Source organism: Claveliimonas bilis (assembly GCF_020892095.1).
In the GTDB taxonomy this organism is placed as follows: Bacteria; Bacillota; Clostridia; order Lachnospirales; family Lachnospiraceae; genus Claveliimonas; species Claveliimonas bilis.
Genome location: NZ_AP024845.1, coordinates 850,444 through 864,983, shown reverse-complemented (window position 1 = coordinate 864,983; position 14,540 = coordinate 850,444). Strand labels below are relative to the sequence as shown.

Annotated in this window: 14 protein-coding genes; 7 read left to right on the top strand and 7 right to left on the bottom strand. The window is 46.6% G+C overall.

The annotated features are described in order from the left end of the window. Window positions 1-15 precede the first annotated feature (15 nt). The 3 genes from EUBC25_RS04320 (at window position 16) to mutY (ending at window position 3,324) form a co-directional block, all read left to right on the top strand. Window positions 16-708, top strand: coding sequence for an amino acid ABC transporter permease (locus EUBC25_RS04320; RefSeq protein WP_230106973.1), 693 nt, complete (start codon window positions 16-18; stop codon window positions 706-708). Continuing rightward, window positions 698-1,441 carry an amino acid ABC transporter ATP-binding protein gene (locus EUBC25_RS04315; protein WP_304999998.1) on the top strand — a complete coding sequence of 248 codons (744 nt, stop codon included), beginning with the start codon at window positions 698-700 and terminating at the stop codon, window positions 1,439-1,441. Before EUBC25_RS04320 ends, EUBC25_RS04315 begins: the two co-directional genes overlap by 11 nt. A 119-nt stretch (window positions 1,442-1,560) precedes the next feature. After that, complete coding sequence (gene mutY, locus EUBC25_RS04310; protein WP_230106972.1) at window positions 1,561-3,324, top strand: A/G-specific adenine glycosylase; 1,764 nt, start codon at window positions 1,561-1,563, stop codon at window positions 3,322-3,324. A 67-nt stretch (window positions 3,325-3,391) separates the two neighbouring features. On the opposite strand, the gene EUBC25_RS04305 is transcribed toward mutY, so the two are convergent. The 4 genes from EUBC25_RS04305 to EUBC25_RS04290 form a co-directional block, all read right to left on the bottom strand. Next, complete coding sequence (locus EUBC25_RS04305) at window positions 3,392-3,814, bottom strand: bacteriohemerythrin (protein WP_230106971.1); 423 nt, start codon at window positions 3,812-3,814, stop codon at window positions 3,392-3,394. Between the two features lie 65 nt (window positions 3,815-3,879). Further along, window positions 3,880-4,536, bottom strand: a complete 657-nt coding sequence (locus EUBC25_RS04300) for a phosphatase PAP2 family protein (protein ID WP_230106970.1) — start codon at window positions 4,534-4,536, stop codon at window positions 3,880-3,882. Window positions 4,537-4,659: 123 nt separating this feature from the next. Continuing rightward, window positions 4,660-5,520, bottom strand: coding sequence for a glycerophosphodiester phosphodiesterase (locus tag EUBC25_RS04295; RefSeq protein ID WP_230106969.1), 861 nt, complete (start codon window positions 5,518-5,520; stop codon window positions 4,660-4,662). A gap of 17 nt (window positions 5,521-5,537) precedes the next feature. Beyond that, window positions 5,538-6,455 carry a diacylglycerol/lipid kinase family protein gene (locus tag EUBC25_RS04290; RefSeq protein WP_230106968.1) on the bottom strand — a complete coding sequence of 306 codons (918 nt, stop codon included), beginning with the start codon at window positions 6,453-6,455 and terminating at the stop codon, window positions 5,538-5,540. A gap of 187 nt (window positions 6,456-6,642) precedes the next feature. On the opposite strand from EUBC25_RS04290, the gene proC reads away from it, so the two are divergent. Both proC and EUBC25_RS04280 read left to right on the top strand, forming a co-directional pair. Continuing rightward, on the top strand, window positions 6,643-7,437 hold the full coding sequence (proC, locus tag EUBC25_RS04285) for a pyrroline-5-carboxylate reductase (RefSeq protein ID WP_230107547.1): 795 nt from the start codon (window positions 6,643-6,645) through the stop codon (window positions 7,435-7,437). Between the two features lie 34 nt (window positions 7,438-7,471). After that, on the top strand, window positions 7,472-8,407 hold the full coding sequence (locus tag EUBC25_RS04280; RefSeq protein ID WP_230106967.1) for a type II CAAX endopeptidase family protein: 936 nt from the start codon (window positions 7,472-7,474) through the stop codon (window positions 8,405-8,407). A gap of 9 nt (window positions 8,408-8,416) precedes the next feature. On the opposite strand, the gene hydF is transcribed toward EUBC25_RS04280, so the two are convergent. The 3 genes from hydF to hydE all read right to left on the bottom strand — a co-directional run bounded on the left by hydF (window position 8,417) and on the right by hydE (window position 12,228). After that, window positions 8,417-9,631, bottom strand: coding sequence for a [FeFe] hydrogenase H-cluster maturation GTPase HydF (hydF, locus tag EUBC25_RS04275; RefSeq protein ID WP_230106966.1), 1,215 nt, complete (start codon window positions 9,629-9,631; stop codon window positions 8,417-8,419). Window positions 9,632-9,708: 77 nt separating this feature from the next. Continuing rightward, the gene (gene hydG / locus EUBC25_RS04270) at window positions 9,709-11,130 is read right to left on the bottom strand and encodes a [FeFe] hydrogenase H-cluster radical SAM maturase HydG (RefSeq protein ID WP_230106965.1); all 1,422 of its coding nucleotides are present in this window, start codon (window positions 11,128-11,130) and stop codon (window positions 9,709-9,711) included. A 42-nt stretch (window positions 11,131-11,172) separates the two neighbouring features. Next, complete coding sequence (gene hydE / locus EUBC25_RS04265) at window positions 11,173-12,228, bottom strand: [FeFe] hydrogenase H-cluster radical SAM maturase HydE (RefSeq protein WP_230106964.1); 1,056 nt, start codon at window positions 12,226-12,228, stop codon at window positions 11,173-11,175. A 305-nt stretch (window positions 12,229-12,533) separates the two neighbouring features. Between hydE and EUBC25_RS04260 the strand changes: the two genes are divergently transcribed. Both EUBC25_RS04260 and EUBC25_RS04255 read left to right on the top strand, forming a co-directional pair. Beyond that, complete coding sequence (locus EUBC25_RS04260; RefSeq protein WP_230106963.1) at window positions 12,534-13,775, top strand: MFS transporter; 1,242 nt, start codon at window positions 12,534-12,536, stop codon at window positions 13,773-13,775. A gap of 51 nt (window positions 13,776-13,826) precedes the next feature. Then, entirely contained in the window at window positions 13,827-14,519 is a 693-nt protein-coding gene (locus tag EUBC25_RS04255; protein ID WP_230106962.1) for an anaerobic ribonucleoside-triphosphate reductase activating protein, read from the top strand. Window positions 14,520-14,540: the final 21 nt, after the last annotated feature.

Genomic DNA, 14,540 nt, shown 5'->3' with positions numbered 1-14,540 from the left:
GATAAGGTGTAAATTATGTTGCAGGAATGGCAAGAGAAATTTTATTTAAACTTTATAAAAGATGAGCGGTGGAGATTTATATGGGATGGCCTGAAAGTAACGCTTCAGGTAACTTTTCTGGCCGTGCTTATCGGTATTGTTCTGGGACTTCTTGTGGCCATCGTGCGTTCTACGTATGATAAGACAGGTAAGCTTCGTATTCTCAATCTGCTCTGCAAGCTGTATCTGACTGTGATCAGGGGAACGCCTGTTGTTGTACAGCTGCTGATCATATATTTCGTCATCTTTGCCAGTGTTTCAGTTGATAAGATTATTGTGGCGGTGATGGCATTTGGATTTAATTCAGGGGCCTATGTGGCGGAAATATTCCGATCGGGTATCATGTCCATTGACAACGGACAGATGGAGGCAGGAAGAAGCCTTGGATTCACATACAGTCAGACAATGTTTTATATTGTAATGCCGCAGGCTTTTAAAAACGTCCTGCCGGCGCTTGGAAATGAGTTTATCGTACTTTTAAAAGAGACTTCTGTATCGGGATATATTGCCCTGCAGGATCTCACCAAGGGCGGAGATATTATCCGAAGCCAGACATACAGTGCGTTTATGCCTTTGTTTGCAGTCGCACTTATTTACCTTGTTATGGTGCTTATTTTTACTAAGCTGGTAAATATGCTGGAAAGGAGGCTGAGGAACAGTGACCACTAAGGAAGATGTATTGATCCGCATTGAGGATGTGCATAAGATATTTGGTGAGCTTCATGCCCTGAATGGTATTTCCGGAGAAATTAAAAGAGGGGAAGTTGTGGTGATCATCGGTCCTTCCGGTTCCGGCAAATCAACGCTTTTGAGATCTCTGAATCTTTTGGAGGTTCCATCCAAAGGACATATATATTTTGACGGAGTCGATATTACAGATAAAAAAGTCGATATCAACAAACATCGTCAGAAGATGGGAATGGTGTTCCAGCATTTCAATTTATTCCCTCATAAGACGATTCTTCAGAATATCACACTTGCGCCTGTTAAGCTTCTGAAAAAAGACAAAAAAGAAGCGGAAGAAGAAGCAATGAAACTTCTGGAGCGAGTAGGGCTGGAAGGAAAGGCAAATGCTTATCCGTCACAGCTGTCCGGAGGACAGAAGCAGAGAATTGCTATTGTGCGTTCTCTGGCTATGAAACCGGATGTGATGCTTTTTGATGAGCCTACCTCTGCACTTGATCCGGAGATGGTCGGAGAGGTTTTAGATCTCATGAAGCAGCTGGCAAAAGAGGGAATGACAATGGTTGTTGTTACCCATGAGATGGGATTTGCCCGTGAAGTCGGCACGAGAGTCGTTTTTATGGATGAAGGTCAGATCAAGGAAGAGGGAGAACCGGAGGAGTTTTTCACAAGGCCAAAGGAGCCCAGACTTCAGGAATTTTTATCCAAGATTCTATAAAAAATTTGATCAAAAAAGAGGCAGAGCCGAAAGCGGCGCTGAAGTATACAAGGCAGGGGAATACCCCCTGCCCTTTTTGTGATTTTTCTGTTATAATCGGAAAAGAAAAGGAGAAGATCATGAAATACGAACGAATCTATGAGGGAACGTTTCTGGAGCGGCCCAATCGGTTTATTGCATATATTGATATAGATGGGAAGAAAGAAACGGTTCATGTAAAGAATACAGGAAGGTGCGCCGAACTTCTTATACCCGGAACAAAAGTCTACGTACAGAAAGCAGAAAATCCGGAAAGAAAGACAAAGTGGGATCTGATCGCAGTTCTGAAAAAGGACCGCCTGATCAACATGGACTCCCAGGTGCCGAATGCCGCTGCAAAAGAGTGGATAGAAGGAGGGGGACTGTTTCGGGAACCGGCGCTGATACGCCGGGAATATACTTACGGGAAGTCACGGATCGATCTGTATGTGGAGGCGGAAAACAAAAAAATCCTGATCGAGGTAAAGGGAGTGACGCTGGAAGAGGATGGTGTCGTCCGTTTTCCCGACGCGCCCAGCGACCGGGCGGTGAAGCATGTGGAAGAGCTGGCCGGGGCTGTGAAAGAAGGTTATGAGTGTTATGTGCTTTTTGTCGTGCAGATGGAGGGCGTAAAGTTCTTTACTCCCAACCGGGATACCCATCCGGCTTTTTGCGAAGCGCTGAAGGAAGCGGAAAAAGCCGGAGTGAAGGTGATGGCGGTGGATTGCCATGTGGAAAAGGATAAAATAGAAGTCAAAGGACAGGTTCCGGTTATTCTGGAAGATCCCAGGCTGTATGAAATGAGAGATTCACTTATCTCCTGGTATCGGGAGAACAGAAGGAAGCTTCCGTGGAGAGAAGATCCAACCCCCTATCATGTATGGATCTCAGAGATCATGCTGCAGCAGACGAGGGTGGAGGCTGTAAAGCCTTATTACGCAAGATTCCTAAAAGTGCTTCCCACAGTGAAAGATCTGGCGGAAGCAGGAGAGGATACGCTCCTTAAGCTGTGGGAAGGACTTGGGTATTATAACCGCGTGAGGAATATGCAGAAGGCGGCGCAGCAGATCATGATGGATTTTGACGGGCAATTTCCGGATCACTATGAAGCAATCCTTTCTTTGAAAGGAATCGGAAGCTATACAGCGGGAGCTATCAGTGCTTTTGCATACGGTCTTCCCAAGGCTGCAGTGGATGGGAATGTGCTGCGGGTCTTATCCAGGATCCTTGGAAGCAGAGAGGATATTATGAAGGCGTCTGTAAAAAAACAGATGGAGGAGAAGCTGGAGAAGGTAATTCCGCCTAAGGAAGCCAGTGATTTTGGGCAGGGACTGATAGAACTTGGAGCCCTGATCTGTCTGCCAAACGGAGAACCGAAATGCCGGGAATGTCCCCTGCAGAAATGGTGCAGCGCATACAGGGAAGGACTGCAGAGCGAGATTCCGGTGCGCAGAAAACCAAAAGAGAGAAAGAAGGAGAAAAAGACGGTTTTCATTTTCCGGGACGGAGAGAAAGCGGCGATCCGTAAAAGACCGAAAAAAGGGCTTCTGGCAGGCTTATATGAGCTTCCAAATGAAAAGGGGCACCTTTCCATGGAGGAAGCGGTTGCCTACAGTAAGAAGATCGGTCTTACACCTGTACGGGTAAAGGCACTTGGAGAGGCAAAACATATTTTCAGTCATGTGGAGTGGGAGATGACCGGATATTTTATCTGGGTGGACGAACTGGAGAAGTCCTGCCGGGAACCTATGCTGTTTGTGAGGCCGGAGGAAGTGGAGAAGGAATATCCTATTCCGTCCGCTTTCGAGAAATATGTGGGCTATCTTAATATCCGTCTGGGAAATGACAGATATTCGGAAGAATAAAAAAGAGTTCCGCATTGGAACTCTTTTCCTTATTTTCTGTTTCTTTTGTCTCGGGCTTTACGGGCCTTTATAAACGTTCGTTGTTTTCACGCATGAATTTGTATTCGGCAACAGAGCGGTCAAAGCCTTCAATGTGCACATAAAGCCATTCAACTACTTTTTCCTGTACTTTTGCAACAAAAGCAGGAGAAGGACCTTCCTCTTCAACTAACATGTCCTGAAGATCAGCGATTGTCTGTTTAAAGATTTCATGCTGCTCTTTATGTTTCAGGAAACCGGGATACTCAATTTCTCTCTGAAGCTGCTCTTCAGCAGAAAAATGAAAGTTTGTATACTCTTCCAGATAATCCAGAGTTCTTACCGCAACTGCTTTATCGTTGCTCTGCTCACAGCTTCTTAACACCTCGTTGATTTTTTCGATCAGTTCTTTGTGCTGGGAATCGATCATTTCATTTCCGGTTACCAGGTTATCACTAAATTCTGCATACATTGTATTTTTCCTCCTTGTATAAAAAGATAAAATTTATAGCAAAGGTTCCCCCTTGTATTTTATGATCAAATGGGCTGATGTGAAAGTTTGGGCGCTTTTCTGCGTGCAGGCACATACACAAAAGGATAAATGATCCCAGCCATTACCATTGCGGCAAAGACATCCGTTACGGAATGTTGCTTTAAAAACATTGTTGAAAGAATGATGAGTGTGCCAAAAATGTAAATAAAACCTTTCAGGCGTTTGCGGTTTTTCATTCCTTCGTCGTGGGCAACAGCAAAAATAACGGACAAAGTATTGAACACATGAATACTGGGCAGAACATTTGTCGGTGTATCCGCTGCATATACAAGGCGTACCAGATCCGTAAAAATATTGTCCCGCGTCAAGGTATCAGGTCTTAGATCAAGTCCATTGGGAAAGACGGTGCATACAATAAGAAAAATTGTCATTCCCGTAAACATGAAAGCGCACAGGCGATAAAAGCCCTTTTTATTTGTAAAGAAAAAGTATCCTACTATTACTGCGATAAAGACAAACCAAAGCAGATAGGGTACAATGAAATATTCAATAAACGGAATATAGTCATCCAGCGGAGAATGGATCAGGTAATAATCTTTTGATACGTGATTTTCCAGATAGAGAAACCATGGCATGTAGATCAGCCCGTACAAAAAGACCCATGCGTGGCTGTATTTCTTCAGAAAGCCGGTGATTTTCATTATAATACTTCCCTTCAGCAATATTATTACAGTTTTTTATTACAGTTTGCATAGAAATTATATTTTTAATTCACTGGAATTATAACACGAAAAAGTTTAATCAACAAGGCGGTTCACCGTTTCTTAATAAAATTCCGCTTCTTTTTCGAAAATCTGCATATCATAGTGAAGAGAGCCCAGTGTGCGGGCTTTTTCTGTGCGCAAAGTCCATACGGCAACCGGAGTCTGAAAGACCCGGCGGCAGATCCATACACTGATCTCCGGCAGATCTTTCAGCTTATAAGAAATAAAGTCCGGCCTTCCCAGAAAATTAAAAAGAAGATGTTTTGCCATGAACTTGAGAATATAGGGTTCCCTTGTGGGACTGGCAGTCAGGTTGGAGGAAAGCTGGCCGCGCAGTATGTGAGGGGCGTGAAGGCGAAACCAGTGAAGTCCCATTGTATTGAAAGACTGGATCAGAAAAGGGCCGTTGTAAGTTTTCAGGATTTCATAAGTCTTTTCGCAGATCCGGACAGAACGTCCGGGTATCTTCAGTTCAATGAGAAGAGGCACCCTCCCGTCAATGAAGGAGAGAACCTCAGATAACAGAGGGATCTTCTCGGATGTATGCAGCAGAAAAAACTGCTGCAGTTCACTGTATGTATAGGACTCGATCCGGCCTGTAACACCACAGAGCCGGTCCAGCGTATCGTCATGGAAAACAGCGACCTGACCGTCCTTTGTCAGGTGGACATCAAGCTCAATTCCATAGTGGAGGCGGGCAGCAGCCTTGAAGGCAGCAATAGAATTTTCAGGAATGAGATGACTGGAAGAATGATATCCCCGATGGGCAAATTTTATATTCTGGTATTGTTCCATTTCTTTTTTCCTGGAAGTTCTTGGAAGTATGGAAAAAAGATAGAGTCCGATCGCAAGGCATGCGATCAGGATAACGACAGCAGCTGCAAACAAAGGCTTTGGAACAAATACAATAAATGATGGCATAAATTTCACATCCTTTCCTATCCGGTAATGACACGGAGTTTTTCCGGTTCAAGGCAGGCGCGGATCGAGTGCTGTAAAAAGACAGGTTCTCCGTCGGTATGGACCGGGAGAGCAATATCGCCTTCAATCTGCACCTCTTTGCATGTATAAGTATAAACTCCGTGGAAGCGGGTATGCCATCCTTTGAAGGCAAAGGGCAGCAAAAGAAGCGCTTTGATTCTGGAAATGCCGGAGATTACCATGACATTTAAAAGACCGTCACAGGGATCCGCCTCCGGACAGAAACGAAAACCGCCTCCCTCATAGGGGTGGTTCATTGCAACGGTAAAGAAAACCTTTGAAAAGGAAAGGGTTTTTTTGCCGTCCAGCGTTACCTGCATAGATGCCGGGCGCAGGTGGATCAGCCGGTGAAAGGCGATGGCAGCATAAGTCAGTTTGCCAAGACCGAGCCGGTTGAGTATGACTTTCATCCGGGAGATAACAGCCTGATGGCAGATGGCGGCGTCAAACCCCAGTCCGGCGCTTACTGCAAAGCGTTTTGTTCTGTTTTTATAAAAGAGAAGCCCTACGTTCATGTAGGAATAGGAGGCGGGAGAGAGGATTGCTGCAAGGGCTTTTTGTGGATCACGGGGAAGCGCGAAAGCGCGGGCAAAATCATTGCTTGAGCCGATGGGAATATAGCCCACAGTGACGAGGGAGAGATTTTTTATTCCTCCGATCACCTCATTGATAGTTCCGTCTCCTCCAAGAACAATGATGGTGTGTTCCTGACCGTCAGAAGTCAGCTTTCGGGTCATGGCAGTAGCGTGGCGCTGATATTTTGTAAAAAACGCCCGGTATGGAACGGAAGATTCTTTCAGTTTTGGTTCCAACTGTTCCCATACCCTGCCGCCAAGTCCGGAACGGGCGTTGGGATTTATGATAAATGTATACATAGATGTTCTCCCTTCAGATAATATAAAATTATACCGCGGATGTGCCTGTGAGACAACAAGAGAGATTGCTATTTTAATGACAAGATGTTATATTTAAGGAAGATTCAGATAAAAGACAACTCCTTACACTGCAGAAGGCAGGCAGCGAATGAGAGCGGGTCTTTGATTAAGGAGGAAGAATAGAATGATGAAACTGGGATTTATTGGAACAGGAAATATGGCGACTGCCATGATGGGAGGTATCCTTGCAAATGGTCTTGCAAAGGCGGATGAGGTGATCGGGGCTGATCCGTCTGAAGCAGGCAGAAACAGAGTTCAGGAGAAGTACGGTATCCATGTGACAGATGACAATAAAACGGCGGCAGGACAGGCTGATATTCTTGTCCTTTCTGTAAAACCACAGTTTTATGCAGATGTGATCGAGGGGATCAAAGATGTGATCACAGACAGACATCTCATCATTACCATTGCTCCCGGAAAAACCCTTGACTGGGTAGAGGAACAGTTTGGAAAGCCGGTAAAGATCATACGTACAATGCCAAATACTCCCGCAATGGTTGGAGAGGGAATGACAGCAGTATGCAAAAATAAATATGTAACAGAAGAAGAAATGGAAGAGGCATTGAAAATTCTAGGAAGCTTTGGAAAAGCAGAAGTGATCCCGGAGCGTCTGATGGATGCAGTGGTCTCTGTAAGCGGAAGTTCACCGGCTTATGTGTTTGTTTTGATCGAGGCAATGGCGGATGCGGCGGTATCCGGAGGAATGCCAAGAGCGCAGGCTTATAAATTTGCGGCCCAGGCGGTAATGGGAAGCGCAAAAATGGTTCTGGAAACAGGAAAACATCCGGCGGAGCTGAAGGATATGGTGTGTTCGCCGGCAGGTACAACCATCGAAGCAGTGCGGGTGCTGGAGGAGATGGGATTTCGCAGTGCAGTGATAGAAGCAATGAAAACATGTGAAGAAATTTCAAAAAGTCTGTAACCCGTATATCAAATAAAGGAGATTAAAAGACAGAATGGAAAAAAGACAACTGAAGCCGTGGATGGCGGTCATATTTGTACCTGTATTTTGGATAGATATTTTTATCTTGAGCGGATGGTTTGGCCGCTGGTTCGGCGTGTGGGGGGCACTGATCGGAGAGCTTCTGCTGATCGTTCTTGCAGTGGGAATTGCCGCAGTATTCGGGGCAGATCTTAGGCGGGTCTTCCCTCTGAAGAGGCCGGAAGCAGCCAAGACGGGAGGCACTATTGTGCTCTGGTTCGGGACGTTCCTGGCAGCTATGGGTATTGTGGGTGTCCTCAGCTATTTCTTTCCACAGCAGATGATGGGAGCAGGAGAGGATTTGGGAAGCGTAGTGATGACGCTTCCGGCCTGGTTTTCCCTTTTCCTTGTTGCTCTGACCCCTGCTGTGTGCGAGGAGGTGGCGTTCCGTGGAGCTTTTCTTGGATGCTTTCGGGGCATAAGAAATAAATGGATCGGTATTCTGCTTGTCTCGGTGGTATTCGGATTGCTCCACGGAAGTGTCTGGAGAGCCATCCCTACAGCGCTTCTTGGAATTGCAATGGGATATCTTCTGACAGAGACAGATAATATGTTCTATAATATGCTGTTTCATCTTATCAATAATGCAGTGCCTATTTTTCTGCTGCTGTTTCTTTCTATGATGCCGTCAGCCGCTGTGGATCAGAGCCAGATGGCAGAAGTACAGCAGCAGATGGCAGGGGGGGTTTCTCTGATGGTAATGGCAGTCTATCTGATGTACTCATCCGGCGCGCCGCTTTTGATCTATATAGGGAATTATCTGATTCACAGAGGACAGCCGGGGTATACAAAAGGCATATTCCCCAAAGAAAAGAGATGGCAGCTGATTCTTCTGATCATTATCAGTCTTTACCTCCTTCTTATGGGGATACTGCTGATGTTTCTTTCAACAATTGTTGCTCTGGCGTAGCGTGTTTGGTCACAGTGAAAATGGCTGCAGACAGCGGGGAAGGATTCCGTTCATATGTGCAATAGCCGTGCCGTAATTGGTGATAGGGATGTCGGCGTCTTCCGCGCAGGAGAGCCTGTATTTCATTTCTCTTTCGTTGAGGGTGCATCCGCCGCAGTGGACGATCATGGAAAAGCCGCTTAAATCAGCGGGAAATTCTGTGCCGCTTGTGAAGGAGAACGTAAGGTCCTTGCATCCGGTGTGCTTCCGAATGAGATTCGGAAGCTTGACTGTTCCGATATCCTCGCATTGTCTGTGATGGGTACAGCCTTCTGAGATTAAAATGGTATCATCCTCCTTTAAGGAGTCCAAAGCTCTGGCACCGTCTGCCAGAGTTTTTAAATTTCCTTTGTATCTGGCAAATAAAATAGAAAAAGAGGTGAGAGGAATCTCTTCTGGAACAATTTCGGCGACGTAGGGAAATACCTGGCTGTCTGTAATGACAAGATCGGGAGTCCTTCCAATAGAAGAAAGTGCGGCAGCAAGTTCTGTTTCACGGACAGTCAGGGCATAAGCGCCGGAATCAAGAATATCGCGGATGGTCTGCTGCTGCGGCAGGATGAGACGTCCCTTCGGCGCTGCTTTGTCAATGGGGATGACAAGTATCACCAGACTGGAGGGATGGATCAGATCTCCTACAATGCGTCTTCCTTTGTCTTCCTCAGGAAGGCTGGCGGCAAGCATTTCCTTCAATTCAAAGATCCCCTGTCCATTTCTGGCGCTGATACGGATAGTATGGATGCTGTCCGGCAAAGAATCTGTCAGAGGGACAGGAGAGTCGAACGAGGAGAGCAGATCACATTTATTTATGGCAAGAATACAGGGAATCTGCTTCTTTTGTATCTTTTCCAGAATTTTTCCGTCTTCCGGCGTGATACCTTCCAGTGCGTCAATGACAAGGACGGCAATGTCGCAGCGGTTCAGAGCCTGGTGAGCCTTTTGGATGCGCATAAGGCCAAGCTCTCCGCTGTCATCAAGTCCGGGGGTGTCAATGAGGACGACCGGACCCAGGGGGAGAAGTTCCATGGCTTTCATGACAGGATCTGTGGTAGTGCCTTTGATATCGGAAACAATGGCAAGATTTTGGGAAGTTACAGCGTTGATAAGGCTGGATTTTCCGGCGTTGCGCTTTCCGAAAATGCCGATATGAACGCGTTCGGAGCTGGGGGTGTTGTTTAAGCTCATAAAAGTCTCCTTTCGTTAGAGCGGCCGGAGCTTTGTGCAGGCCCCGGCCCGGATTCAAAAAGGTGTTTCTGATTTTATTAAAAACGGAAATCACGGCGGTTGTTTTCACGGATCAGGCGGAGATTTTCTTCCACAACAGCCCGTGCCTTAAGATTCGGTACGTTGAGAATTTCCCGATCGATCAGTTTATCACCGATGGCTTTTGTTTCAGGGGACGCATAATCCATCAGATATTCTTCCAGAGTCATCAGCGCATTTGGATGGCAGCAGTTTTGGATCTGCCCGCTTTTGCAAAGAGACATGAAACGGTCTCCTGTCCGTCCCTCCCGATAACAGGCAGTGCAGAAGCTGGGAATGTAATCCATTTCCATCAGCCAGCGGACAACTTCATCCAGTGTGCGGGTATCGCTGACATCGAACTGCTCTGAGCGTTCATCTTCCGGCTCCGGTTCACAGTATCCGCCTACGCTGGTACGGGAACCGCCGCTGATCTGTGAGATGCCAAGATGAAGGACTCTCTCCCGGCACTTCTGGTTTTCGCGGGTGGAGATGATCATACCGGTGTAGGGAACCGCGATTCGGATACAGGCTACAATCTTGGCGAAGGTATCGTCATCAATCCCGTTATCAAAGGCATCAGCGTCGATATCGTCTGCATGACGAAGGCGTGGGACGCTGATCGTATGAGGACCGACACCGAAAGCAGCTTCCAGATGTTCCGCATGCATAAGAAGTCCTGTAAATTCATAACGGTATTTGTCCAATCCAAAAAGAACGCCGATTCCCACATCGTCGATGCCGCCCTCCATGGCTCTGTCCATTGCGGTAGTGTGGTAATCGTAGTCATGTTTCGGACCGGTAGGGTGGAGCTCCAGATAACTTTTTTTATGGTAAGTTTCCTGGAACAGGATATAAGTGCCGATGCCGGCTTCCTTCAGAAGGCGGTAATTATCTACCGTTGTAGCGGCAATGTTGATATTGACGCGCCGGATGGCCCCGTTCTTATGCTTGATGCTGTAAATGGTATTAATACTGTCCAGATAATAATCCATGGTATTGTGCACCGGATCCTCGCCTGCTTCCAGAGCCAGACGTTTGTGCCCCATATCCTGCAGCGCAATGACTTCCCGCCGGATTTCTTCCTGGGTCAGTTTTTTCCTTGCAATATGTTTATTCTTCATATGATAAGGGCAGTAGGTACATCCGTTAATGCAGTAGTTGGATAAGTACAAGGGGGCAAACATAACAATACGGTTGCCGTAAAAATCTTTTTTGATCTGTTCGGCCAGCTTGTAAATTTCCTGATTTTTTTCTTCAATATCGCAGTCCAGAAGAACCGCTGCCTCGCGGTGGGACAGTCCTTTACGCTTTTTGGCCTTTTCGATAATGGAATCGATCAGTGCCTCATTGTGCTTGTTTTCTTCAGCGTAGGCAAGCGTGGTGAGGATTTCCTCGTGGTTGATAAAATCATCTGGACATTTTGAGTTTACGTCATACATTTTTCTTTCCTCCGTTATCGCAAGTTTTATACACCGCATTGATCAGGAAATGTTCAAAGAATCTCCGCGGTGTGTCAGAATATGATAACCGACTGCCTCCATACGCTTTTCCAGCTTTTCTTTTCCCTCTGCAGCCTCCTCGCCGTCAGACAGTTTATTGTCGTAAAGGGAATAATCTTTTCGGTGGGTTTTCGGAGAGAGATTGGGCATAACAACATTTGCACCGGCCAGGATTCCAAGTTCTCTTCCGTTCTCCTGGATTGTACCAAGAGCGGTGGTGGCAGGAAGAAGAACCTTTGGGAGCATCAGGCGGAGAAGTCCCAGCATAAACAGGGTCAGCTCCAGGGTGCCGGCAGGTTCCTTGGCAAATACGGTATCCCGGTGAGGGATAAAAGGCCCGATCCCTACCATATGAGGATTCAGCTTTTTGATAAACAGCATGTCATCGGCCAGATTTTCCGCGCTCTGGAAAGGAGAACCTACCATAAAACCAGTGCCTACCTGATATCCGATGGCCTTCAGGTCCCACAGGCAGGCCTGCCGGGATGAAGAGCTAAGACAGGCCGGATGAAGCCGGGCATAGTGACCGGCGTCAAAGGTCTCATGACGGAGAAGATAGCGGTCTGCTCCTGCGTCAAAAAAGGCCTGATAGGAATGATGGGCCTTCTCTCCGATAGAGAGGGTCACGGCACAGTCCGGCCACAGGTCTTTGATCTGAGAAATCAGATGTACCATGCGGTCATCTGTGAACCAGCCGTCCTCACCCCCCTGGAGTACGAAAGTGCGGAACCCCAGGGAATAGCCTTCCCGGCAGCAGGAGAGTATCTCCTCTTCAGTGAGACGGTAGCGGTACACATTGCGGTTGCTTTTTTGAATGCCGCAGTAATAACAGTCGTTTTTACAGTAGTTTGTAAATTCGATCAGGCCGCGGATATAGACGCTGTGTCCGTAATGGTGATGCCGCACTTCTCTTGACAGGGCAAAAAGATAAGAGGCATCCTCTGTGGTTCGGTTTGTGATCAGATGGATCCACTCGTCCCTGGACAGAGTATGAGTCTGATGCAGTTTGTCGATCAGCAGGCGATTGGTCTGTTTCATCTGTGCGTTTAACCTCCTAAAAAAACCTGCACCGATGGCGCAGGCAAAAGGCGGGAGATTCCATCTCCCTTCTTGATTCATGCTGGAAGCGCCTTTTTACTTAGGTGTTACCCTTTGTAATCAGTACGGTATTTCTGATATTGTATCATGTAAGGAGGAAAATGGGAATACTTTACAGAAACTTTACAAGATATGCGCAGTAGAATTGACAAACCCCATTTATACTGGAGTATAATAGTTAAAGTGCGCTGTAATTTAATTGCGAAAAGGAAAATGCCCGACAGGGCAGGGAAAAGGAGAAAACAATGAAACAAAAACAAAAATATACCTCTCTGGAAAAAGCCTGGATTTTGTATGATGTTGGAAACTCGGCGTTTGTACTTCTGGTTTCAACGATCATTCCTATCTATTTCAATTACTTGTCAGAATCTGCAGGCCTTTCTTCTGTGACTTATCTTGCATACTGGGGTTATGCGGCCTCTGTCGCCACTTTGGCAGTTGCTTTTATCGGGCCTGTCTTTGGTGCGGTGGCCGACACTAAAAACTATAAAAAGAAAATTTTTCTTGTTACTGTGCTGGTGGGCGTGATCGGCTGTATTGCCATGGGGATCGCTGCCACATGGCTGGGATTTCTGGTGATCTTTGTGATCGCCAAGATCGGCTATTCTGCAAGTCTTGTGTTTTATGATTCTATGCTTCACGATGTGACAACGCCGGAAAGACTGGATGAGGTTTCTTCCCAGGGATATGCCTGGGGATATATCGGAAGCTGTATTCCCTTTATCATCAGTCTTGGGATTGTGCTGGGAGCAGAACCTCTCGGCCTTTCCATGCAGACGGCGATGGGGATTTCTTTTGCCGTAGTGGCGGTGTGGTGGATTGTTTCGTCTCTTCCGCTGCTGAAAAACTACCGCCAGATCCATTATGTGGAAAATACGCCCGGACTTGTGGGGAAAAGTTTTCGGAGACTTTGGGAGACATTAAAAGGCATGAAAGATGACCGGAAGATTCTACTGTATCTTCTCGCGTATTTCTTTTATATTGACGGCGTTTACACGATCATAGAGATGGCTACCGCATATGGAACGGCATTGGGACTGGATACCACAGGGCTTCTTCTGGCGCTTCTTGTCACTCAGATCGTGGCCTTTCCATCGGCGATTGCCTTTGGAAAGTTTACGGAAAAATACCCGTCCGAAAATCTGATCACCATCTGTATCCTGGCCTATACGGCCATTGCGGTATATGCACTGTTTTTAAACAGCCAGCTGCAGTTCTGGATTTTGGCAGTATGTGTGGGATTGTTCCAGGGAGGCATACAGGCGCTGTCCCGCTCCCATTTTGCAAAATTAATTCCGCCCCAGAAATCAGGGGAATATTTTGGGATTATGGATATTTGCGGAAAAGGAGCTTCCTTTATCGGAACTGCCCTGGTAGGATTTGTTTCACAGGTCACGGGCAGCACAAACCAGGGCGTTGCCGTTCTGGCGGTGGTTTTTGTAGTGGGATTGGTTTTATTCCGCGTTTCTGTACGAATAAAAAAATAGTAATCTCTACCTGCCTGTGATAGAATAAAATAAAAGCAGGAGATGAGAGATATGATAATACAAGGATTGCAGAAATTAACATTGCTGGACTATCCCGGAAAGGTTGCCTGCACCATATTTACGGCAGGATGTAATTTCAGGTGTCCGTTTTGCCACAATGCCTCCCTTGTGATCGATACATCAGCGAATGAGACTATACCGGAAGAGGAGATTTTCCGATTTCTCACCAAACGCCAGGGGATCCTTGACGGCGTGTGCATCAGCGGCGGAGAGCCATTGATACAGGACGGGATCGAAGAATTTATCCGGCAGATCAAAGAGATGGGATATGATGTGAAGCTGGACACCAACGGGAGCTTTCCGGATAAGCTGATCCGGCTTGTGGAAGCTGGACTGATCGATTATGTGGCTATGGATATTAAAAATTCCCAGGAGCATTATGGGAGAACTATCGGGATAGAAGATTATGATATCAGAGATGTACATAGAAGTGTCAAATATCTGATGTCAGGAAAAGTGCCGTATGAATTTCGAACGACTGTTGTGCGGGAATTTCACCAAAGGTCGGATTTCGCTTCCATTGGGCGGTGGATCCGGGGAGCCAGGGAGTATTATCTTCAGCAGTTTGTAGATTCCGGCGATCTGATCCGCCCCGGACTGCACGGCTATAATAAAGAAATTATGGAGCAGGCCCTGGAGGTTGTGAAAAAGGATGTAGAATCCGCAAAACTGCGCGGTTTATAGAAAATATGAGGGAACATAATA